24 protein-coding genes and 1 tRNA gene are annotated in these 21,480 nt (G+C 61.7%); 13 read left to right on the top strand and 12 right to left on the bottom strand.

What is annotated here, in order from left to right:
* Positions 1 to 136 precede the first annotated feature (136 nt).
* The 8 genes from tolQ (at position 137) to ACXYMS_RS01625 (ending at position 6,377) form a co-directional block, all read left to right on the top strand.
* Positions 137 to 847 carry a protein TolQ gene (gene tolQ / locus ACXYMS_RS01590; RefSeq protein WP_458903273.1) on the top strand — a complete coding sequence of 237 codons (711 nt, stop codon included), beginning with the start codon at positions 137 to 139 and terminating at the stop codon, positions 845 to 847.
* A gap of 1 nt (position 848) precedes the next feature.
* Positions 849 to 1,286, top strand: coding sequence for an ExbD/TolR family protein (locus ACXYMS_RS01595; protein ID WP_458903274.1), 438 nt, complete (start codon positions 849 to 851; stop codon positions 1,284 to 1,286).
* Between the two features lie 9 nt (positions 1,287 to 1,295).
* On the top strand, positions 1,296 to 2,408 hold the full coding sequence (locus tag ACXYMS_RS01600) for a hypothetical protein (RefSeq protein ID WP_458903275.1): 1,113 nt from the start codon (positions 1,296 to 1,298) through the stop codon (positions 2,406 to 2,408).
* A 67-nt stretch (positions 2,409 to 2,475) separates the two neighbouring features.
* The gene (tolB, locus tag ACXYMS_RS01605; RefSeq protein ID WP_458903276.1) at positions 2,476 to 3,786 is read left to right on the top strand and encodes a Tol-Pal system beta propeller repeat protein TolB; all 1,311 of its coding nucleotides are present in this window, start codon (positions 2,476 to 2,478) and stop codon (positions 3,784 to 3,786) included.
* 318 nt (positions 3,787 to 4,104) lie between these two features.
* Positions 4,105 to 4,668 carry a fasciclin domain-containing protein gene (locus tag ACXYMS_RS01610; RefSeq protein WP_458903277.1) on the top strand — a complete coding sequence of 188 codons (564 nt, stop codon included), beginning with the start codon at positions 4,105 to 4,107 and terminating at the stop codon, positions 4,666 to 4,668.
* A gap of 191 nt (positions 4,669 to 4,859) precedes the next feature.
* Positions 4,860 to 5,348, top strand: coding sequence for a peptide-methionine (R)-S-oxide reductase MsrB (msrB, locus tag ACXYMS_RS01615; RefSeq protein WP_458903278.1), 489 nt, complete (start codon positions 4,860 to 4,862; stop codon positions 5,346 to 5,348).
* A 62-nt stretch (positions 5,349 to 5,410) separates the two neighbouring features.
* Positions 5,411 to 5,593, top strand: a complete 183-nt coding sequence (locus ACXYMS_RS01620) for a hypothetical protein (protein WP_458903279.1) — start codon at positions 5,411 to 5,413, stop codon at positions 5,591 to 5,593.
* A gap of 73 nt (positions 5,594 to 5,666) precedes the next feature.
* Positions 5,667 to 6,377 carry a type 1 glutamine amidotransferase gene (locus ACXYMS_RS01625; RefSeq protein WP_458903280.1) on the top strand — a complete coding sequence of 237 codons (711 nt, stop codon included), beginning with the start codon at positions 5,667 to 5,669 and terminating at the stop codon, positions 6,375 to 6,377.
* Positions 6,378 to 6,459: 82 nt separating this feature from the next.
* Here ACXYMS_RS01625 and yihA read toward each other — a convergent pair whose 3' ends face one another.
* The 4 genes from yihA to rpmH form a co-directional block, all read right to left on the bottom strand.
* Positions 6,460 to 7,104, bottom strand: a complete 645-nt coding sequence (yihA, locus tag ACXYMS_RS01630) for a ribosome biogenesis GTP-binding protein YihA/YsxC (protein WP_458903281.1) — start codon at positions 7,102 to 7,104, stop codon at positions 6,460 to 6,462.
* A gap of 68 nt (positions 7,105 to 7,172) precedes the next feature.
* On the bottom strand, positions 7,173 to 9,008 hold the full coding sequence (gene yidC / locus ACXYMS_RS01635) for a membrane protein insertase YidC (RefSeq protein WP_458903282.1): 1,836 nt from the start codon (positions 9,006 to 9,008) through the stop codon (positions 7,173 to 7,175).
* Positions 9,005 to 9,412 carry a ribonuclease P protein component gene (gene rnpA, locus ACXYMS_RS01640; protein WP_458903283.1) on the bottom strand — a complete coding sequence of 136 codons (408 nt, stop codon included), beginning with the start codon at positions 9,410 to 9,412 and terminating at the stop codon, positions 9,005 to 9,007. The genes yidC and rnpA overlap by 4 nt, the downstream gene beginning before the upstream one ends.
* 15 nt (positions 9,413 to 9,427) lie before the next feature.
* Positions 9,428 to 9,562, bottom strand: coding sequence for a 50S ribosomal protein L34 (rpmH, locus tag ACXYMS_RS01645; RefSeq protein WP_035077916.1), 135 nt, complete (start codon positions 9,560 to 9,562; stop codon positions 9,428 to 9,430).
* A 227-nt stretch (positions 9,563 to 9,789) separates the two neighbouring features.
* On the opposite strand from rpmH, the gene ACXYMS_RS01650 reads away from it, so the two are divergent.
* The 3 genes from ACXYMS_RS01650 to ACXYMS_RS01660 all read left to right on the top strand — a co-directional run bounded on the left by ACXYMS_RS01650 (position 9,790) and on the right by ACXYMS_RS01660 (position 12,906).
* Complete coding sequence (locus ACXYMS_RS01650; protein ID WP_458903284.1) at positions 9,790 to 11,223, top strand: FAD-dependent oxidoreductase; 1,434 nt, start codon at positions 9,790 to 9,792, stop codon at positions 11,221 to 11,223.
* A gap of 54 nt (positions 11,224 to 11,277) precedes the next feature.
* Positions 11,278 to 12,705, top strand: a complete 1,428-nt coding sequence (locus ACXYMS_RS01655; protein ID WP_458903285.1) for a sensor histidine kinase — start codon at positions 11,278 to 11,280, stop codon at positions 12,703 to 12,705.
* A gap of 124 nt (positions 12,706 to 12,829) precedes the next feature.
* Positions 12,830 to 12,906: transfer RNA gene (locus ACXYMS_RS01660), tRNA-Arg, on the top strand.
* Positions 12,907 to 13,261: 355 nt separating this feature from the next.
* Here the strand turns inward: ACXYMS_RS01660 and ACXYMS_RS01665 are convergent.
* The 4 genes from ACXYMS_RS01665 to ACXYMS_RS01680 all read right to left on the bottom strand — a co-directional run bounded on the left by ACXYMS_RS01665 (position 13,262) and on the right by ACXYMS_RS01680 (position 16,457).
* Complete coding sequence (locus ACXYMS_RS01665; protein ID WP_458903286.1) at positions 13,262 to 13,453, bottom strand: hypothetical protein; 192 nt, start codon at positions 13,451 to 13,453, stop codon at positions 13,262 to 13,264.
* A gap of 160 nt (positions 13,454 to 13,613) precedes the next feature.
* Complete coding sequence (locus tag ACXYMS_RS01670) at positions 13,614 to 14,402, bottom strand: ATP-binding cassette domain-containing protein (RefSeq protein WP_458903287.1); 789 nt, start codon at positions 14,400 to 14,402, stop codon at positions 13,614 to 13,616.
* A 3-nt stretch (positions 14,403 to 14,405) separates the two neighbouring features.
* A complete protein-coding gene (locus tag ACXYMS_RS01675; protein ID WP_458903288.1) occupies positions 14,406 to 15,380 on the bottom strand; it encodes an ABC transporter permease in 975 nt (324 codons plus the stop codon).
* A 75-nt stretch (positions 15,381 to 15,455) separates the two neighbouring features.
* Positions 15,456 to 16,457, bottom strand: a complete 1,002-nt coding sequence (locus ACXYMS_RS01680) for a sugar ABC transporter substrate-binding protein (protein WP_458903289.1) — start codon at positions 16,455 to 16,457, stop codon at positions 15,456 to 15,458.
* A 200-nt stretch (positions 16,458 to 16,657) separates the two neighbouring features.
* Between ACXYMS_RS01680 and ACXYMS_RS01685 the strand changes: the two genes are divergently transcribed.
* Together ACXYMS_RS01685 and ACXYMS_RS01690 are read left to right on the top strand one after the other, a co-directional pair.
* Positions 16,658 to 17,305: an SGNH/GDSL hydrolase family protein gene (locus ACXYMS_RS01685; protein ID WP_458903290.1), complete on the top strand. Its 648-nt coding sequence runs from the start codon at positions 16,658 to 16,660 to the stop codon at positions 17,303 to 17,305.
* Positions 17,306 to 17,350: 45 nt separating this feature from the next.
* Positions 17,351 to 18,496 (top strand): ROK family transcriptional regulator, encoded by a 1,146-nt coding sequence (locus ACXYMS_RS01690; RefSeq protein ID WP_458903291.1) that lies wholly within the window; start codon positions 17,351 to 17,353, stop codon positions 18,494 to 18,496.
* A 199-nt stretch (positions 18,497 to 18,695) separates the two neighbouring features.
* On the opposite strand, the gene ACXYMS_RS01695 is transcribed toward ACXYMS_RS01690, so the two are convergent.
* Genes ACXYMS_RS01695 through ACXYMS_RS01710 form a run of 4 tightly spaced genes read right to left on the bottom strand, consistent with a single transcriptional unit; the run spans position 18,696 to position 21,461 of the window.
* Complete coding sequence (locus tag ACXYMS_RS01695) at positions 18,696 to 19,601, bottom strand: TolB family protein (protein WP_458903292.1); 906 nt, start codon at positions 19,599 to 19,601, stop codon at positions 18,696 to 18,698.
* A gap of 42 nt (positions 19,602 to 19,643) precedes the next feature.
* Positions 19,644 to 20,207 (bottom strand): cupin domain-containing protein, encoded by a 564-nt coding sequence (locus ACXYMS_RS01700; RefSeq protein WP_458903293.1) that lies wholly within the window; start codon positions 20,205 to 20,207, stop codon positions 19,644 to 19,646.
* A 24-nt stretch (positions 20,208 to 20,231) separates the two neighbouring features.
* Entirely contained in the window at positions 20,232 to 20,696 is a 465-nt protein-coding gene (locus tag ACXYMS_RS01705; protein ID WP_458903294.1) for a heme-degrading domain-containing protein, read from the bottom strand.
* Positions 20,697 to 20,702: 6 nt separating this feature from the next.
* Positions 20,703 to 21,461, bottom strand: a complete 759-nt coding sequence (locus tag ACXYMS_RS01710) for a sugar phosphate isomerase/epimerase family protein (protein ID WP_458903295.1) — start codon at positions 21,459 to 21,461, stop codon at positions 20,703 to 20,705.
* Positions 21,462 to 21,480: the final 19 nt, after the last annotated feature.

Here is a 21,480-nt window from a genome sequence, read left to right on the forward strand (position 1 = left end):
CGCATTGGCAGATTTGCGCCGCGCCGGACCACCCAGCGCCCGGAATTGCGGGCATTTCTCTTAATTTTGACAGATTTCGTCCCCATCGCAGCGGCTATGGGGCCGCAAGCACGGGCCGGCCAAAAGGGATCACGACATGGAAGCCATGGATGCAGTGGGAGCGGTCGCTCCGCATGCGGACCTCTCCATATGGGGCTTGTTCTGGGCTGCCGACTTCGTGGTCAAATCGGTGATGCTGGGCCTGTTGGGCGCCTCGATCTGGTGCTGGGCCATCATCATCGACAAGACCATCACCTATCGCCGGACGCAGGCGGAGATGAACCGCTTCGAGCGCACCTTCTGGTCGGGCCAGTCGCTGGAGGAACTCTACCAGCAACAGGCCGAAAAGCCCTCGGGCGGGCTTGGTTCGGTGTTCGTCGCGGCGATGAAAGAATGGAAACGCAGCCACGAGCAGAACGCGGCAAGTTTTGTGGGCATGCAGCAGCGGCTCGACAAGGTGCTCGACGTGGCCATTGCCCGTGAGAGCGAGTTTCTCGAAAAGCGCCTGAGTTTCCTTGCGACTGTCGGCTCGGCAGGGCCGTTCATCGGCCTGTTCGGTACGGTCTGGGGCATCATGAATGCCTTTACCAATATCGCCGCCTCTTCGGATACCAACCTGGCGGTGGTTGCCGGCCCGATTGCCGAGGCGCTGTTTGCCACGGCGATTGGCCTCGTCGCCGCTATTCCGGCAGTTATCGCTTATAACAAGCTCTCCTCGGATGCCGGCAAGATGATCGGGCGACTGGAGGGTTTTGCCGACGAATTCTCCACCATCCTTTCACGCCAGCTCGAAGCGCGGGGCCGCTGACATGGGCATGGGCACGTCAGGAGGCGGAAGCGGCGGCGGACGCCGCCGTCGTCGCCGCAAGAGCGCAATCATGAGCGAAATCAATGTGACCCCGATGGTCGACGTCATGCTGGTGCTGCTCATCATCATGATGGTTGCCGCGCCGATGATGACCTCGGGCGTGACTGTCGACCTGCCGCGCACCTCGGCCAGCGAGATGCCGAGCCAGACCCGCCCGGTCACCGTGGCGGTGACGCCGGAAGGCGCGATCTTCGTCGATGAGACGCCAGTGGACGAGGCGAGCCTTTTGACCACTGTCAGCGGCCTCGCCACGGTCGAGGACCGCATCTTCCTGCGTGGCGACACCACGGCCAATTACGGCACGGTGATGCGGGTCATGGGCCTGCTGTCGGGCGCCGGCTATACCAAGATCGGGCTCGTTACCGAGCGCGAGAGGTAGGCCGAGGGCATGCGCACCGGCCTCGTCGTATCGGCATCCATCCATGTGCTGCTGCTGGTTCTGGGTCTCGTCAATCTGGGATTGACCGAGCCTCTGGAGCCGAACGTACAGTCCATTGCGGTCGAGCTGGTGCCGATCGAGGAATATTCCAATATTCGCATGGGCCAGCTCGACAGCGAGGTGGTGGAGACCGAGACGCCGTCCGCTGTGGAGTCCGAGGACCCGGCCGAACTGGCGCAGCCCACGGGCAATACAGAAGAGGACCAGGTGATCCCGTCACCGGCCGATGTGCCAACTCCTGCGCCGGTAACCGAGCAGGCGCCGGCTCCGGAGGCCGAGGCAACGCCCGAGCCGGAACCTGAGCCGGCCCCCGCGCCTGAACCGGCGCCGGTCGTGCTGCCGCAGGAGCGACCGGAAGATCTCGCGCCTGAACCTGAGCCAAAGCCTGAGCCCGAACCCGTACCGGAGCCGGTGCCTGAGCCAGAGCCGGTACCGGAACCGGAACCTGAGCCCGAACCAGAGCCGGAACCCGAGCCAGAACCGGAGCCAGAACCGGAGCCGAAACCGACGCCGCCGCCGCAGGTGGACGTTGCCATGCCGACATCGCGGCCGAGCGATCTTGCGCAGATCCGCGAGGACGCGCTTGCCGCAGCGCGACGTCGCGAGGAAGAAGCGCGCCGGCAACAGGCTGCGGCCCAGCCGGCGCCGCCGACGGAAATCAGTTCGGAAACGGCTGACGAAATTTCCTCGATCATCAACAATGCGCCGACCACCGGCGCGACCACCGGGCAGGGCGGGTCGCCGACGCTTGGCGACACGACGGGCACCTCGGCGCGCTTGAGCCAGAATGAGATTGATGGTCTGGTCGCCAGGATCAAGGGCTGCTGGAACCTGTTGCCATCGGACTTCAACAGCGGCCTCAACGTTACCCTGTCGGTGAGCATGAACCGCGATGGCAGCGTCAACGGTACGCCGCAGGTGGTGGCCGCTGACCCGTCGGCGGCAGGCCAGGCCATTGCCCGTGCGGCGCAACGTGCCGTGGTGCAATGCGGCCCCTATTCAATGCTTTCGGCTGACGCCTATGATGAATGGCGTCAGATCGAAGTGGAACTCAGACCCTGACCTTGAATTTGCCTGTTTGCTGGCCAAACTGCGGCCCAAACGGCAAGACCGGAGAGATTTAGGACCTATGACCCTTTTCAATCGACGCGCAGCGCTCAAGCTCGGCCTGGCCGGTGGCGCCCTGTTCGCCACGGCACCCATGTCCTTTGCGCAATTGCGCATCGTGGTGGAGGGCGCCAATTTCCAGCCGCTTCCGATTGCCATTCCCAATTTCGCCTCGTCCGATCCGGCCTTCGGGCGGGAAATCGCCGATATCGTGCGCAACAATCTACGGCGCTCTGGCCTGTTCCTGCCGCTCGACCCGGCCTCGCTGCCGGTGCAGGTGGGCGACGTCAATGCGACGCCGGACTTCAATGTCTGGCGCACGGCCAATGTCGATGGCGTCGTGATGGGCGCGGTGGAGCGCGGGGGACAGATTTCGGCATCGGTGCGCGTGTGGGACACCCAGCAGGCCGCACAGGTGGTGGGCAACAGCTACAATACCGATCCCAGTTCCGCCCGCCGTATCGGGCATCTGGTCTCGGACGCGATCTATTCCCAGCTCACCGGCGGCACCGGCTATTTCGATACGCGGGTACTCTATGTGGCCGAAAGCGGCCCCAAGGCTAATCGCGTGCGGCGCCTGGCCATCATGGATCAGGACGGGGCCAATGTAAGCTATCTGACCGATGGCAACAGCATGGCGCTGACCCCCCGATTCTCGCCCAATGGCGACCTGGTCACCTATATGAATTTCTCCGAGGGCAATCCACAGGTCTATCTGCTGCAATTGTCCACAGGGCAGCAACAGCGCCTGGCCAATGTCGGCGCGATGACATTCGCGCCCCGCTTTTCGCCCGATGGCGGCACGGTGGCATTTTCGGTGGAACAGGGCGGCAGCACCAATATTTATACGGTTGCCATTGGTGGCGGGCAGCCGAGCCAGCTCACCTCCGGCGCAGCGATCGATACGTCGCCGAGCTTTTCGCCCGATGGCAGCCGCATCCTGTTCGAAAGCGACCGTGGCGGCTCGCCGCAGATCTACATGATGGGTGCCGGTGGCGGCAACGCCCAGCGCATCAGCTTTGGTCAGGGCAGCTATTCCACCCCGGTCTGGTCGCCCAATGGCGATCTCATCGCCTTTACCCGGCAGTCGGGCGGACAGTTCCATATCGGCATCATGAACCCCGATGGGTCGGGCGAGCGCCTGCTCTATTCCGGCTATCACGCCGAGGGACCAACCTGGGCGCCCAATGGAAGGGTGATCATGTTCTACCAGGATCCGGGCGGCAATGACGGTCCGCGCCTGATGAGCGTGGATATCTGGGGAAGGGCGGCCCAGACTGTTCCCACCGAAAGCTATGCCTCGGATCCGGCCTGGTCTGGACTGCGCGGCTAGGTCGCCTAGGCCCTAGTACTCCTTTGGAAATCCCTCCGCTGGCCGGAGGGATTTTTTATTGTCACCAGGCAACCCGAGGGTGAGGAGTTCCTTCTTACGCAGACGCCGTCAGGACGGATCACCACAATTAGTTCTTTTATTTCGGTTGGAGATGTCCGAAGCGACATCTCGTAAGAGACTGAAAATAAGAGATAAAAATTTATTTTCGGCTAGAACGACTTTTTTTGCTGATATCGAAACTGCCTCGACCAACGGCCCGTATCTTCCTGCGTCCCACGAAAGCAATGGGAACAGATTTACACAGGAAGGAACTTCAATATGACTATCTCTCTTCGTGCTCTCTCCGTCGCTGCCGTTCTGGCATTTGGTTCGGTCGCCGGTGGCGTCATCGCCCAGGACGCTCCCGTGGTCGGCGGCGCCGCCATGCCTGCCACCAACAACATCATCGAAAACGCTGTAAATTCGGCTGACCATACGACCCTGGTTGCCGCCGTTCAGGCCGCTGGCCTGGTCGAGACCCTGTCGGGCGAAGGCCCCTTCACCGTGTTTGCACCGGTCAACGCTGCCTTTGAGGCCCTGCCGGCCGGTACTGTTGAAGGCCTGCTCGCTCCCGAAGCCAAGGACCAGCTGACTGCCGTTCTGACCTATCACGTGATTGCCGGCGACATCAATTCGGGCGATCTAGTGCAGATGATCAACGACAATGGCGGCGAGTACAAGGCCGCAACCGTCCAGGGTGGCGAACTGACATTCTCGCTCGATGGCGACATGGTCAAGATTACCGATGCCAATGGCGGCATGGCCACCGTGACCATCGCTGACGTCGACCAGTCGAACGGTGTGATCCACGTCATCGACGCCGTGCTTCTGCCGGCGATGTAACCAAAACCTGCGCCGCATCGAATGGCGCAGGGAACAGGGCTCCGCCCGCTTCCATTCCTTCTGGCGGAGCCTCACCTTGACGTGACACCATAGCGCTCCCCTGGCTGCTATGGTCACGTCACTCTTGCTTTGACGCTGCCCAGTCGTTTCATTCGACCGGGTGGCGTCATCTCAATTGAAGGAGACGCGTGATGCGCATTTCTCGACGCAAGTTTCTGATTTCCGGCTGTTTGTTGAGCCTTGGCGCCGCCCTTGGCCTTGGCCGGGTGACCCAGGCCGCGGAGGGCGATTTTCCCTTCACGCTGACCGACGCGGAATGGCAGGACAGGCTGTCGGAATCGGCCTATCAGGTGCTGCGGCACGAGGCCACAGAGCGCCCCTTCACCTCGCCGCTCAATGATGAGAAGCGCGCCGGCATCTTCCACTGTGCCGGTTGCAACCAGGCGCTGTTCGAATCCGAGAAAAAGTATGACAGCCGAACCGGCTGGCCGAGCTTCTGGGATTTCATTCCTGGCGCTATCGGCACGATGGAAGACAATACCCTGTTCATGACCCGCATTGAGGTACACTGCTCCAATTGCGGCGGGCACCAGGGCCATGTGTTCGAGGATGGTCCCGAGCCAACGGGCCTCCGCTATTGCATCAACGGGTTGTCGCTGCGATTTGAGCCGGCGGTGTAGGCCAGGCTCGGCGGAACGAAGTTCGCTGTCGTCCATTGGACCTCAATAGAAGGAGGGTCACCATGGCCAGCAACGAGAAGACGAGTGACAATCGGGACGAGAATAAGTCCGAGGAAAAACCAACCAACGTCAACGCTGGTGGTCATCTTGGCGGCACGCATTTCGGGCAGGTGCCGGGGGATGCGAAGACCAAGGATAGCCAGAACGACGCCGACAAGTCGCCTCCCAAGGACGGCGACAAGTAGGGTGCAGCGAAAAGTTGCATGAAGGCCATGATATCGGTATCTGAATGGCAGGTTCAATAAATCCTGCCCCTTCATGAAACTCACGATTGTCCAGACCGGCGCCGTCCCGGCGCCACTTCAGCCGCGATTCAAGGAATATCGGTTGATGTTCCGCGATATGTTCGAATCGGCTGGTGCCCAGTTTGACTTCGAGGATGTCGATGTCGAGGTGGCTAGCGCCCTCCCCGACCCGGCGGGTCTTGATGGTGTCGTCATCACCGGTTCTCCGGCGGGGGTCTATGAGGATCACACCTGGCTGCCGCCGCTGCGCGAATTCATCCGCAACGCCTATGCTGCGGGCACCCCCATGCTGGGCATCTGCTTCGGACATCAGATCATGGCCGACGCGCTGGGTGGCGATGTGCGGAAATCTGAACGCGGCTGGGGCATGGGCCGGCACAGCTATGTAGTCAAGCAAAGACCCGCCTTCATGGCCGACGCTCCGGAAACCCTGATGGTGGCGTGTTCGCATCAGGACCAGGTGATCGCGCCGCCCGACGAGGCGGAGGTGATCCTAGCATCAGAGTTCGCGCCCAATGCCGGGCTTCTCTATCGCAACGGCCGCGCGCTCAGCTTTCAGCCGCATCCCGAATTCGATGACGACTATGCAAGGGCGCTGGTGGAGTTGCGGCGGGGAAGGGCACCGGATGCCGTGATCGAGGGGGCGCTGACCTCGTTTGCCACCGCCTCCGACAGCATGGCCATGCGCCGCTATATCAGGCAGTTTTTCGAGCAGGCGCGGTAGCGTCCGCAGGCTGACGTCGGCGGCGGGAGAAACAAGGGGCATTGCGTGGCGCCCGGATCATTTTCAACGATCGCCTGCCCGATCAGCTCTCGAGCAGCATGGCGATTTCGGTGCGGAGCTGGTTGAGGCCGGAGCCCTTTTCGCTCGAGGTCTGGATGACGTCGGGGTGAGCCGCCGGACGCTTGGCGATGGCGGCCTCGGTCATGGCGATGACCTTTTCCAGTTCCCCGGCTGAGGGTTTGTCGATCTTGGTCAGCACAACCTGGTAGCTCACCGCGGCGCGGTCGAGCTCGTTCATCACCGAGAGGTCATTGTCCTTGGGGCCATGGCGGCTGTCCACCAGCACATAGACGCGCCGCAGGGTGGCGCGACCGGTGAGATATTGATGGATGAGCGCGGTCCAGGCGCGAACCTTGGGCTCGGGCGCCTTGGCATAGCCGTAGCCCGGCATGTCGACGATGCGCAGGTTCTCGCTCTGGCTCTCGAAGATGTTGAGTTCCTGGGTGCGGCCCGGCGTATTGGAGGTGCGCGCCAGGCCGGAAGTGCCGCACAGCGCGTTGATGAGGCTGGACTTGCCCACATTGGAGCGGCCGGCAAAGGCGATTTCCACCCGATCCATCGGCGGCAGGTCGGCCAGGCGCACGCAACCCTTCACGAACAGGAAGGGCCGGGCAAACAGCAGGCGGCCACGTTCGATGATGTGGGGGGAGTAATCGGGCTGCGTCATTCTTGTCGTTCCCACAAAGAGGAAGCCCGCCGGCTTTGCGGCGGGCCTTCGAACGGGTTGGTTGCGGCTCAGCTCTCGGTCGGCTCGGCCGGCTTGGGCTTGCGGCGGAAGCTATCGAGGATATTGCCGAACAGATTCACCTCGACGCCGTGGCGCTTCATGATCACCCATTGCTGGGCGATCGAGAGGGTGTTGTTCCAAGCCCAGTAGATCACCAGACCGGCGGGGAAAGTGCCCAGCATGAAGGTGAAGATCACCGGCATCCAGTTGAAGATCATGGCCTGGGTCGGATCCGGCGGTGGCGGATTGAGACGCATCTGCACCCACATGGTGATGCCCATGATGACCGGCCAGATGCCCAGATGCAGGAAGGAACCAAGGATCGGCAAAGCCGTCGGATCCCAGGGGATCAAGCCGAACAGGGTGAAAATATTGGTGGGATCGGGCGCGGCCAGATCCTGAATCCAGCCGAAGAACGGCGCATGGCGCATTTCGAGCGAGATGAAGATGACGGTGTAAAGCGCGAAGAAGACCGGGATCTGGATCAGGATCGGCCAGCAGCCGGAGAGCGGGTTGATCTTCTCTTTCTTGTAGAGTTCCATCATCGCCTGCTGCTGGGCGGCGCGGTCGTCCTTGAAGCGCTCCTGCATGGCCTTCATTTCCGGCTGCACGCGTCGCATGGCGGCCATGGAGGCATAGGAGCGGTTGGCCAGCGGGAAGAAGATGGCCTTGACGATAACGGTCACGGCCAGGACGGCAAGGCCGAAATTGCCCAGGATACCGTAGAGGGTGACCAGCAGCCAGTGCATGGGCTTGGTCAGGAAGTGGAACCAGCCCCAGTCGATCAGCAGCTCGAGGCGGTCGAAGCCGTATTGCTGTTCATAGGAGCCTATCACGCGGTCTTCCTTGGCGCCGGCAAAGACATAGGCCTCGTGACTGACGCTGCCGCCAGCGGGGACGACCACGGGCTGGGTCTCGACGTAATTGGTCTGGAAGACATTGGTGCCATTGGGCTGGGAGAAGGCGAAGCGCGCATTGATGGCGGTGCCGGGCTTGGGCAGGACCGCTGTGGCCCAATATTTGTCGGCAATGCCGAGCCAGCCGGTGGTGGCCGAGAAATCGACCTGGCGCTCATTCTGGAGGTCGCCATATTTGCGGGCGACATAATTGTTCGACCCCAAGACGCCGATCGGGCCTTCATGCTGGATGAAGAAGTTCTGCACCCTCGGATTGCCGTGGCGGATGACGCGCGAATAGGGGAAGAGCGCCACATCGCCGGTGCCGGTGTTGTCGACGGTCTGGGTGATGGTGAAAAGGTAATAATCATCCACGGCGAAGGTGCGGTGGAAGACGAGGCCGGCACCATTGTCATAGCGCAGGGTTACCGGCGTTTCCGGCGTCAACGTGGCGTTGTCACCTTCAACTGTCCAGACGGTCTGGCCACCGGGCAAGTTTACGGTTGAACCGGCGGCGGCGGCCCAGCCCTGTTCCACGAAATAGGCATCCGGCAGGCCGGCAGGCTTGAGCAGGGCAATGATCGCAGAATCAGGATCAGTGGTTTCCCGATACTGCTTGAGCTGCAGGTCGTCGATACGGGCGCCGGCCAAGTTGATCGAGCCATCGAGGTCGAGCGTGGAAATCGAAACGCGCTGGCTGGCGGCCAGGGCGCTGTCGCGGTCGGCAAAGGTCAGGGCGCCGTCAGCGGAAGGCGCGGCAGCCGTGGTGCCATCGGCATTGGTCTGGGGAACGGAGAGCTGTTCGGCCTCGGCCTGCTGGGCGGCGGCAATCTCGGCCTGGCGCTGGGCCTGTTCCAGTTGCGGGCCGGCAATGAAGAACTGCCAGCCGAACAGCACGATCATGCTGAGCACGACGGCGAGGATCACATTGCGATTGTCAGAATTCATGGTCTCGGGTTCCGTTGGCCGCGGCCGGGAGTATTTCGATTGTCGCCTGACTTTGGGTCATGCACACGGGCGATGAGGCTGCCAAGATCAGCGACCATTCTGTCGAAGGGTTGGCTCAGGGCTTCGCGCCGCGCCAAGAGGACATAGTCATGTCCGGGCACAAAGTCACGCGCGCAAGCTGCCGCAGCCGCGCGCAGTCGGCGTTTCATCCGGTTGCGCTCGGGCGAATTGCCGACCTTCTTGGTCACCGTGAAGCCGACACCCGGCTCACTTTCGGGGCTGGCAATGGCCTGCAACCCAAACGCAGAACGCCCGGCGCGATTGCCCCGGGCGGCTCTCAAGAACTGCGCGCGCCGCCGGAGGCGGCGCAATGTCACTTTTGGCAGAGAGGGTTCGGCCGTCATCCGGCCAAAAACCCCTTAGGCCGAAAGTTTCTTGCGACCATCGCGGCGGCGGCGGTTGAGAATCGCGCGGCCGTCCTTGGTGGCCATACGGGCACGGAAACCGTGACGACGGGCACGCACGAGCTTGGAGGGCTGGTATGTACGCTTCATGACATCAGACCGCGCAGTTGCACGGTTCCTCTTGTTTGGTGCTGCTTGAAAGCAGAAACTGTGATGACGGCTGACAGACAGGCCGCCTTCCGGGTTGGTCGCGTCTATAGGGAAAAGAGTCTCTCAAGTCAACGCGCCTCAGCACCCAGAACACGCCTGCCGGTCCTGTTGTCAAGCCGGGCTTTCCCCCGCATAAGAGCTGCATTGGTTCTGGCCTGATGGCGGATATGGCTGAGATAGTACGACCCGAGCTGTGCATTGTCGGTGCAGGGGCGCTGGGCATAATGCTCGCGCAGCATGCAAAGCGGCTGGGTGCTGGCGTGACACTTGTTGACCGCGGCTTTGTGGAGCCCGGCGACGGGCCGCAACGGGCGCTGCGCGTGGCGGCGCTTGTCGCTAGCGCAGCAGCCTCGGCCCGCATGCGCGCTGCCCCCGCCCTGGGCCTCGGCGCTGTAGAGCCCAAGATCAATATCAAGGCGGTGCAGGATCGTGCGCGGCAGGTAGCCGCAGGCGCGGCACCGCTTGACAGCCAGGAGCGGCTGGCGGGCCTTGGGATCAGCATGTTGACCGGGGCTACCCATTTTGCCGATCCGACTTGCCTGGTGGTTGGCGACACGCATATCCGCGCCCAGGCATTCGTGCTGGCCGTCGGGCATGATGCTGTCGTGCCGGCGGTACCGGGGCTGGAGGAAGCGGGCTATTTCACCCCCGACAGCATCCTGGAGAATACCCGCAAACTTAGCCATCTCCTCGTGATCGGGTCGGACCCCGAGGGGCTGGCGCTGGCGCAGGCCTATGCGCGGCTGGGATCACAGGTGACCCTGGTGCCCCAGGGCTGGGCACTGAGCGGATATGATCCGGAAACCGCGAGCATTCTCCTGCAGGTTCTGGCCGAAGAGGGCGTGCGCGTGCTCGATGGCGGCACGGTCCGTTCGGTCCAGCCGCGCGCGCAGGGGATTGGCGCGGTGGTGGATCTGCCCAGTGGCGGCGAGACGATGCTCGATCTCTCCCATGTGCTGGTGTGCGATGGACGGTTGGCTCGCCTCTCGGACCTCAAACCCGACATGGCCAGGCTGCGGTCCCTGCGGGGCCAGGCCGGCCGATATGCCATTGGGGCGCTGGGGCAGACCAGCAATCGTCGGATTCGTGTTGCCGGCATGGCCGCGGGAATGGAACAATGGCAGCATGCGCTGTCGCATGGACGGTCGGTGGTCGAGGCACTAGCCGTAGGCGCGCCGCGGCATCGTCCTGCAGCGCAGCCAAGACTGGTGCTGACCGAACCGGCCCTGGCCGAGATCGGGCGTTTGCCGGCCGATACCGGCAAGCTGACGCCGGGGCATGGCCTTTATCGCGCCAACCTCGTCGAAAACGCGCTGCTACAGGCACGCGGGCAGAGCGGTGGATTGGTCAAAGTCCTCACCGACCCCAAGGGCCGGCTGGTCGGGGCCAGCGTGGTGGGGCCGGGCGCAGCGGATATGGCCGGGGTCCTCGCCCTGGCGATGGACCAGGGGCTGGCGCTTGATGCTCTGGCGGACCTGCCCGTGCCCCATCCGAGCCTGATGTCGAGCCTTGCAGCGCTGGGCGAAAACCGAATGGCGGTGCGCACCGTATCTTCCTGGGCGAAGCGCCGCGGCGCGCTTGCCCGCATGTTGCGCCTCTGAACCGAGGTAAGAATTCGCCTGACGCCGGGGGGCGACTGGCATAGGATCGGGGCGATGAAAGACCAGCCCAGCACTATTACAGGCCGGTTTTCGGGCCTTTCGAGCAAGCTGATCGCCACGATCATCGGGGTCATCCTGTTCGTGGAGATTGTCGTTTATCTGCCCTCGCTGGCCAGTTTCAGGTCCACCTGGCTGGAGGATCGCTTGCGGGTCGGTGTGGTGGCTGCCCGCGTGCTCGACGCCGTTCCCGATGTCATGGCGCTACCGCGCGAACTTACCGACCGGCTGCTCAACGCGGCCGGCGCCGACGCCATCGTCTATCGCCGCGAGGGGCAGAGCCAGATGATCGAGTTGACCGACCCGGTCATGCCCGACGTCGTGGTGACCGCCGACCTGCGGTTGCGCGACCTGCCCAGCCAGGTCTGGGGTGCGCTTGACACCCTGTTTGCAGGGCCGGGCCGGACCGTGCGCGTGGTTGGCGCCGGCGACATGGACGAGAGCCTGGTCGAGCTGCTAATGCCCGAGGCGCCGCTGCGCCGCGACATGATCGACTACTCGCGCTCCATTGCCCTGGTGTCGCTCGGCATCGCAGCGGTGACCGCGTTTGTGCTCTACGTGCTGGTCAGCCGCCTCTTTATCGATCCGGTGCTGCGGATGACCGACAACATGCTGGCCTTCCGCAAGGCGCCAGAAAATGCAGCCCTGATCCTGACGCCATCCGCGCGCGGCGACGAAATCGGCATCCTGGAGCGGGAGCTGGCGGCCATGGAAAGCGACCTGTTTTCCATGCTGCGACAGCGTCGGCATCTGGCCGATCTGGGGCTGGCCGTGGCCAAGATCAATCATGACCTGCGCAATACGCTGACTTCAGCGCAATTGCTCTCGGACCAGGTGGCGACTCTGGATGATCCCAAGGTGCAGCGGCTGGCGCCACGGCTGGTGAATACCCTCGACAAGGCGATCGGCTTTGCCCAGTCGGTGCTCGACTATGGACGGGAAACTACGGCGGTGCCCCGCTTTGCCGCGGTGGCGCTGCGCGCGCTGGTCGATGACGCAGCCTTTGAGGCTCGCGTGTCGGGCAATCCGCTGATCGGATTCGACAATAGTGTCGACGCGGCGCTGGTCGTCGAGGTGGACGCCGGGCAGATGGGACGGGTGCTGGTCAATTTGCTCAAGAATGCGCGCGAGGCGCTCGAAGCGGACGCCTCAGAACTGCGAGAGCCGGCTGTTGCCGTGGCCGCCAGCAGCGAGGCCGAAAGGGTCGTGATCTCGATCAGTGACAATGGGCCCGGCCTGCCGCCGCGCGCCCGGGAGAACCTTTTCGTGGCGTTCGAAGGGTCGGCGCGCTCGGGCGGGACCGGGCTGGGCCTGGCCATTGCGCGCGAGATCGTGGAGGCGCATGGCGGCACCCTGGCGCTGGCCGAGGCAGAGCATGGTACACAATTTGACATCACCCTGCCGCGCCGACGCCTGGAGACCTAATTGCGTCCACAAAAATCGCGGTGACCCGCTTGCAATGGGCAGAACGCCCATGTATGGGTTGCCCCGCTTCGATCGGAAGCGCCAGCCGCACCGATCCACGAAGCCTGCCGCATCGTCGGCCTGCGCGCCCGTAGCTCAGCTGGATAGAGCACCAGACTACGAATCTGGGGGTCGGACGTTCGAATCGTTCCGGGCGCGCCATTTATCTTAAAGAAAACCAATGTCTTAGGTAATTTCGTGGCGCTTAATTTCCTTGGCGCTCTGTCATGGGGCACCACCAGGTCGCACGGCCCGAGGTTCCACAGGCAAAGTCTCTAGGCAGTGAAGCGGGATTGGCCAATAGCAGAGCAGGCCGGATAGGTCGTAGTCGCCTAGCGGAGGTTGGAAGCCGCCGGACTGCAATGCGCCCCGTTTCGGTCGTTCAAGTCGCCTTCACGCTGTCCCGAAAGCGGACGTGGTGCCAACCGGCAGTGCGGATTGCCATGAGCAGATCAGTTGATCGCGCCGAGCTCTATTTCCTTTCAGCCCTCGGCAGCGACCATGGCGCGAGCCGTGTTTACACCCGGACCACGGTGCGGAACATCAGCAGGCTGAGGGCCACCAGTACCACCAGCCCCGCGAAGGCCTGCCAGATTTTGGAGAATGAGGTCGAAAAGCCGATGAAAAAGCCCAGGCGATCCTCTGCCGTGACGAATTCGGCGACCACGGCGCCGATGATCGGCGATATCCCGCAATCAGGACGCCTCAACAGGGTGGCGGGGTGGCAGTTACCTGACAGCCTTGCGCTTCAAATCGGTCACTGGACGGAATTTGGCCATGCCTGAAGGCGGACACGCGACGATCACCCCAGTAAGCCAATATACCGCTGAACCGTTTTGATGAGCTGATGGTCCTTATTGAGAGGTCCATTAGTCAATGTCCTCTAAATCGCGCTCGAGATCAGCCATCTGCTCCCCGCCAGCCATCAGGTTCAGCACCTCCTCGCGCGTTTTTTCACCGCGGTGGAACTGCGCGGCGATCTTTCCTTGAATAAGGACGGAAAAGTCGTCCCCCACTGCCATGGCATGACGGGCATTGTGCGTGATGAAGACGATGGCGACCCCATTCGCCCGCGCCTGTCGCATGAACTTCAGCACTATGGCCGCTTCCTTGACGCCCAAGGCCGAGGTTGGCTCGTCCAAGATGAGCACTCGAGCCCCGAAATACATGGCCCGACCAATAGCGAGAACTTGCCGCTCGCCGCCGGACATGGTGCCGACTAGCTGATCACCATTTTTCACTCGCGTGATGCCGAACTTCTGCATCTGCTCAAGGGCGATGCGATTAGCCATCTTCAGATCGAGAACTCGCATAGGACCAAATCTGCGCACCGGCTCTGCGCCCAGGAAAAAATTGCGCCCAACGCTCATGAGGGGAATCGAGCCCACATCCTGATGCACCGTCGCGATTCCGAGTTTGCGCGCCTCGCGCGGGCCGCTGAAACGGATCTCCTTGTTATCAAACAGCACCATGCCGCGGCTTGCCGGGTGAAAGCCCGACAGAACCTTGATCAGGGTAGACTTGCCCGCGCCATTATCACCCAGAAGGCAGAGAATGCGGCCGGGGTGGACCTGCAGGGAGACATCGTCCAGTGCATGGGTCGAGCCAAATGTCTTGCTGACGCCGCGCAGTTCGAGAATGGGGTGGAGGTCCGTCATGGTTTAACCCTTCGGTGCCGCCAGGGCGAACCGGCGAATGTAATTGTTGGCCAGTACGGCGGCCCCCAGCAGCAGGCCAAGAAAGAGCTGGATCCAGTCGGTGCTCCATCCCGTGTAGAAAATGCCGGTTGAAATCACTCCGAAGATGGCGGTGCCGATGACGATGCCTAGCACGGACCCATAACCACCGCCCAGCAGCACACCACCGATGACCGCCACGATTGGCGCCTGGAACACGTACCCCATGCCGTATGTCGCATTGCCCGAATTCCACTGCACGCCCTGGAGAATGCCAACAAAGGCGGCTGCCATGCCCGTGCAGACAAAGAGAGTGATCTTTACCCGCTCGACCGGCACGCCGGCGCCGCGTGCGGCGGTGAGATTTCCGCCAGTTGCAAAGATCCAGTTGCCGAAACTGGTCCGGGCCAACGCGTAAGCCGCAACGAGCGCAATCAGGCCCCACCACAGGATCGAGATGTTTGCCTGTCCCCAGCGCGCGGAAAACAGGAACTTGGCGGCCGGGTCGGACACGATGGAGCTTGAGGTTACGTTGGCAATCAGCCGCGACAGACCCATGGCTGCGCCCAACACCACGAAATTGGTTGCCAGCGTCACAATGAAGGAGGCAACGCCTGTTCTGACCACGGCAATTCCATTGACCAGCCCGATGACGGCACCCATGAGCAGCGCAAGCCCGACCATCGGCCAGATCGGCATGCCAAGAAAATTGGTCCCGATGGCTACGACCATGGACGCCGCTCCCACCGTTGATCCGATGGAGAGATCGAACTCCCCCGCAATCATCAGCAGGCCAACCGGAATGGCGATGATCCCCAGTTCCGCCGCCAGGTTAAGCCATCCCGCCGTCCCGTTGATCGACACGAAGCCCGCCGAACTCGTCGTCAGGGCAAAAAACAGATAGGTGACCAGGAAGGCGGCAATGGCGCCGAATTCGGGCCGTCGTAGAAGACTTCGCATCAGGGCAATGCTTTCCCAGGTTAGATTGCGGCAATGACCCGGGCGGCCACGCGGCCACCCGGGGAGGTCCTATTGTCAGGAGGCGCCGCGGACGCCTGCGAACTCACGGTTGACTTCCAATGTCTTGTCGACATTGCTGCTGTCGATCACCAGCGGGCCCGTGGTCACGGCGCCAATCGGGTGCAGGCCGTAGCGCTGATAGAGCACCGCAGACTGGATCGACAGGTAACCCTGCAGGTAGGGCTGTTGGTCCATCGCAAAGGCGATTTCGCCCGACTTTATCGCTTCGAGCACTTCATTGGATAAGTCAGCGGTGCCAATGCTCACCTCGCCAACGCGCCCGACATCCTGAACGGCCCGCAGAGCGCTGATCGCTGGCTCTGCATTTAGTGTGTAGATGCCGTCAATATCGGCATTGGCCTGCAAGGTGCCCATAATTGACTGCTTCATCGCCTGCAGGTTGGTTGCTTCCCCCGTGCCAATCGTCTGGTAGATGGTTTCGGCCCCGGCTTCAGTCATGGCGGCTACATAGCCGGTGCAACGCGCTTCGACGGTCGGATTGCCTGGCACCTGGTTGAAACAAAGTCCCTTGGTGACGCCGCTCTCCGCCTGGATCTGTCCAGCCTTATAGCCCATCTGGTAGGGGTCTTCCCCGATGAAGCCGAGCGACCCGTTCTGCTCCCAAAGGGTCTGTCCCGAATTGTGGATGATTACTGGAATACCCTGCTCGGTGGCCTCCTTGATCAGTGGATCCATTCCGTCGGGAAAGAACTCGCCGACCAGTAGTATGGACGGATTGCGGCTGATGGCCTGCTGAAGCAGACGCGGATAGTCGCTGGTCATATTGGCGGTGTCTGTCACCGCGATGTACTGGTACTCCACGCCGTAAAGTTCTGCCGCGTCGTCGAAGCCCTGCTTTACCGCAGCAAAGAATGGCCAAGACAGCGGCCCGCTGACCACCAGGATCGGACCTTCCTCCTGCGCCTGGATAGGCGCGGTGGCAGCTATCGCCGTCAGCGACACGGCACAGGCCAGTCGCGTCAGGGCCCGGCGCGCAGTCGCAAATTGAAGTTGCATGTTCTCCTCCTCAGGATTGAATGAAAAACCAGCGACCGTTCAACGGTCTCCCCCGCTCATTCGCCTGCAGCAAACAGCAGCCAAACGGCCTTGTCAAATGATTAGTCAGAATGAATGAACAATTGACTTTGCAGAGTGGCCTACCTAGGGTCGGGCGAATCCTGCACCACATAACGCGCGCGCCATCTTGAGGAGAGACGATGAGGTCCGTACTTTGTTTCGGCGATTCAAATACTTATGGGCAGACATCGGCCGACACTCCTGATGAGCGCTTCGGTCCAACCATCCGCTGGCCCGGGGTCATGCGTGGCCTACTGGCACCGCACTGGCTGGTCATTGAGGAGGGTCTCAGCGGCCGCACCACCGTGAGCGATGACCCCATCGAAGGTCGTGAGAAGAATGGTCGTCGCTACCTCAAGCCTTGTATCCAAAGCCATAAACCACTGGATTTGGTGATCGTCATGCTGGGCACCAATGATCTCAAGGTGCGGTTTGGGAAGCCAGCCTCCGAAATCGCCATGGGCATAGGTGCGTTGGTTCAGGACATCAAGGAGCTGCGCGCCGGGCCGGGCGGACGCATCCCCGAGATCATGATCGTCTCGCCGCCGCCAATCCTTGAGGACCTGCATGGCTGGGAAAGCGTGTTCGATGGCGGGCGCGGGAAATCTCTATTGTTGGCAGCGGAATATTCGAGCATTGCCGACGCGATGGAAGTACACTTCTTTGATGCCGGTTCGGTCGTGAGCTCTAGCGATATCGATGGCTTCCATCTCGACGCCGATGGACATAAACGACTTGGCGTTGCAATGGCCGAAGCAGTTCTGGCTATTGGCTGGCCGGACCTGTGACACCTCGATCAATGAGAAAAACGAAGGGCCCAAATTGTGCCTGACATGCGTTTCGCGCCGCCAACGGCGATAAGAGTTGATGATCGGGTCGGCGGTCTCAATCAGATCAGTGTCCGCAGTTATAATGAGCGACTCGTCATGTCGCTGCTGCGTCAGCACGGCAATTTGTCCCGGATGGAGCTGTGCCAGCGCAGCGGATTGAGCGCCCAGACGATTTCGGTGATCGTACGCGCGCTGGAGCGGGACGAACTTGTGGTGCTTGGCGATGCGCAACGTGGTCGTGTCGGGCCGCCCACCACCCCTCTGTCGCTTCGCCCGGACGGCGCCTTCGCCATTGGCATGAAAATCGGCATGAAGAGCACCGATTTGATCCTGATCGACTTCCTCGGGCAGGTCCGCAGTCGTATCGGCTATATCTATGACTGGCCCGACGCCGAAGTCATTTTTGATCGACTAGGGTCTGACCTGGACAGATTGCGCGGAACTCTTTCGGCCGGTCACCAGGAACGGCTGACGGGTATCGGCATCGCCGTGCCGGAGGGCATAGAGAACCTCGACTTGCCCGACATGCCAGCGCATGCAGTCAAACGGTGGTCCGAAGTCAATTTCGAGACCGAGGTAAACACTATTGCTGGCATGGAAGTGCATATCCAGAACGATGTCACGGCGGCCACCGGGGCGGAAATGATCTTCGGCTCCGCGCGCCAGCTCGACGATTTTGCCTATATGTTCGTCGGCGGCTCCACCAGCTGCCGACTTGCGCTCGGCCACCGGATTTATGCCGGCCGCCCTTTCAAGACCAGTCCGCAAATGACGTCCCTGCGCGACTTGCATGACGCGATCAACGAGATTGAGCGGGACGAAGCCAATGCCATCTGGCGCGGCGATGAGCATTGGCCGGTATTCGGTGCCGCGCAATCTTACTGGCTCAAGAAATGTGCCACTGACCTCGCCGACGCGATCACGGCGCTTTCCAGCTTCGTTGACATCCGCATAGCTATCATTGACGGGCGCTTCCCCCGCTCAGTCGCAGGTGAACTGTGCGACCGGGTCGCTAGCTTATTGCAGCAAGACGTCCCTGGCGTTGCGGTGCAGCGTGGCGATATAGGCAGCCTCGGCAAAGCCGTCGGCGCAGCGGCGCTCTGCCTTCATTCCCGTTACATGATTGAAAATGCTCCCCTGGGTGCTTGAAGTACCATGCCCAGACTGGCTACCTGCAGGCCAACGCAGCAAACAGATGCGATGATTGGAGGCTGGTCTAGGATGGACATTGGGCCGTGTGGCCTCCACACACCTTCAGTCTACAGGTATGGCCTCGTCCGTAGGCAGGCACAGGCCATGTGTGGCAAATCGCCCTGCGGAGCATCTGTCCTCGGGAGTTACCACGATCCTAAAGCGGCACGTCTTCCACGGGGTAGGATACGAACGCCAGACGCTGGCTATCCGGCGACCAGGAATTTACATTGATTGTGCCTTGCCCCCCGAAAAACTGTGCCAGAACGCTGTAGTCACCGCCTTCCGGAGACATCAGGCGTAGTTCCACGTGCTTGTCGGTCGGATGTCCCTCCGTGTCTTCGGGGTAGCTCAGATAAACAAGCCATTGTCCATCCGGCGACAGGTGTGGGAACCAGTTGACGCGCGCATCGAATGTTAGTTGTTCCAAGCCACTGCCATCGGTGGCGTGCATTCGGAAAATCTGGGCGTGTCCGAGGCGCGACGCAGCCAGTTCGGAGTTGAAGTAGATCCACCGGCCATCCGGTGAGTATTCAGGGCCGTCGTTAGGGACGGTCAAATTGGTCAGGCGCGTATCGGGTCCGCCGGCAGAGGGAATGGTGAAGACATTGACCATCCTCTCGCCTGCCGGCTTTTCGACGGCAACGTAGGACAGGGTCGCTCCGTCGGGCGATATCCCGTGGAGGTAATAGTGGTGCGGGGTCGCATGGTTGTTCGACACCTTGCGCGGTGCGCCACCATTGACGGGAACGGCGTAAAGGTGCCCGTCGTCCGAGCTGACATAGACCGTCAGGCCATCGGGTGAAATCACGTGATCATTGTTGAGGTCATCAAGGTGGCCGCTGTCGATCTCTTGGGGCGCGCCGCCGACCGTTGGCATGCGAAAGAGCCTGCCCCCTGCGTTGAACACCAGCCACTTCCCGTCCGGGCTCCAATTGGGCGCTTCAATGACTTCGTCAGCGCTGAAGATGATCTCCTGCTTGCCATCGAGGTCGATGACTGTCAGCTTTGACAGCTGGCCCTTGCCGAGGCTGCGACCACGCCGGGGAAATTTGAAGCTCATTTCATCACCTTGAATATTTGCGGCGGCATCATCGGCCTCGTTTCAGACGGGGTCGAGGCCATCCCGGAAGTCGTTGAGATCGGCATCGACCGAAGACGGCGCGTCGATCCATTCCTGCATGACCTCGCCGGTGACGGGATCAAGATTGGGAATGGGCAACATCATGATCCGCTTGGCAGCGGCCCGACGCCCCTCTTCGGAGAGATGATCTTCCTGCATATTGTCCCAGTCGCGGCCATCGGGATAACCACCGATCATCATGACATCGTCGGAGTGCCCGACCATGCTATGCGAAACGCCGGCCGGCATAACGATGACGTCGCCAGCTGAGACGCGGATGGTAATACCGCCCTTGCCGAACAGCGCCACATCCATCCAGCCGCTGGCCACGCCCAGACACTCATGCGTGGTCGAATGGAAATGGGGGTAGGTATAGACGCCGGGATAACGCCAGTTGTTCAGCCAGCCGTTGGTCTTGAATCGCTCCAGCACTGCCGCCTCACTACCTCCGTTGATGCCACTGCGGTGCACAAGCAGCGGAAAGCGACTATTCGGCAGCATGCCGTTCGGCTTTGACCAGAACAGTTCCGGTGAGTTTGTGGACATGTCGAATTCCTTCTTGGTGATGGCCTATTCCGACAGCAGGCTTTGCAATGCCGCAACGACCAGATCGTGATCCTCCACATCTGGAAGTCCGCTGACTGCTGCAGCCCCCACCACGCCGACGCCGCTGACCACAATGGGCACGCCGCCGCCGCTGGCAGCATAGTCGGCGTCTGACAACCGGAAGCGGGTGGCAAAGTCCCAGCCATGCTGCTCGCACAGCAACCGCATATGGAGCGAGCTCTGGTGGAACCGAAGGGCGACGGCGCGCTTGCGTCGCACCCAGTCCGGGTTGTCGGGCGTTGCTCCGGGCATAAGCACGAAGAACACCGGTGTTGCCCCATGAGTTACCTCAATGGCCACGGGCAAATTGCGCCGGGCCGCCTCAGACTGCATATGTGCGCCCAGCGCCCAGGCCATGGCATAATCGAAGCGCGGCAACTGCAGGAGCGTCTGTTGCGCCTCGAGCTCTGCAATTGTTGGCGTGCCCATAGCCCGTTAAAGCCCCAGCGCCTTGAGATGATTGATGGACCGGCTGGCAAAGGCCTGCCAGTCGCTTGGGTTGTCGTGCTCGGTGACGATGTGATCGGCTGCCGTCTTGCCGAACAACGGTACCAGCGCCGCCCAGTCGATGATGCCATCGCCGGTGGCCGTCCAGCCATCATCCTGCTTTGTCCCCGGCGGCGCAGTGTCCTTGGTCTGGATGGCAACAATCCTGTCGGCGAAAAGTTTCAGTTCCGCTGCTGGGTCCGCACCGGCGCGAACGACCCAGCCGCAGTCGATCTCGAACTTTACCGAAGGGCCGCCGGCGGCAAAGATATGGTCAATGGGACGGCTGCCATCGTCCAGCGCCACGAATTCAAAATCGTGATTATGCCAGGCGACCATGAGGCCGTGCGGGGCGACCGCTTCCGCGCCGCGCGCCAGCTTTTCGCCCAGTGCCCGCCAGTAGGCAACGGTGGGTTCGCGCTCTTCGGCGGTCACATAGGGCGGGATGAGATAAGTCGCGCCAAGGGTCTGGGCGATCTCGATATAGCGTTGAGTTTCTCCGACAAGACCTGCCAGCGGCATATGGAAGCCGATACATTTCAGGCCCGCATCATCGAGTTGCCGACGGAATAGCGCCGGATCGGCTTCATAGGCCGGAAGCCATGGCTCGATGGCATCGTAGCCCATCGCCTTGAGGACGGGCAGCTGCGCCGCCAGTGGCGGAAAATTGCGCGATGAATAAAGCTGGTAGGCGATCGGATAGGTCATGGTAGCCCATTTGGTCGGT

The organism is Devosia sp. CAU 1758, assembly GCF_054482695.1.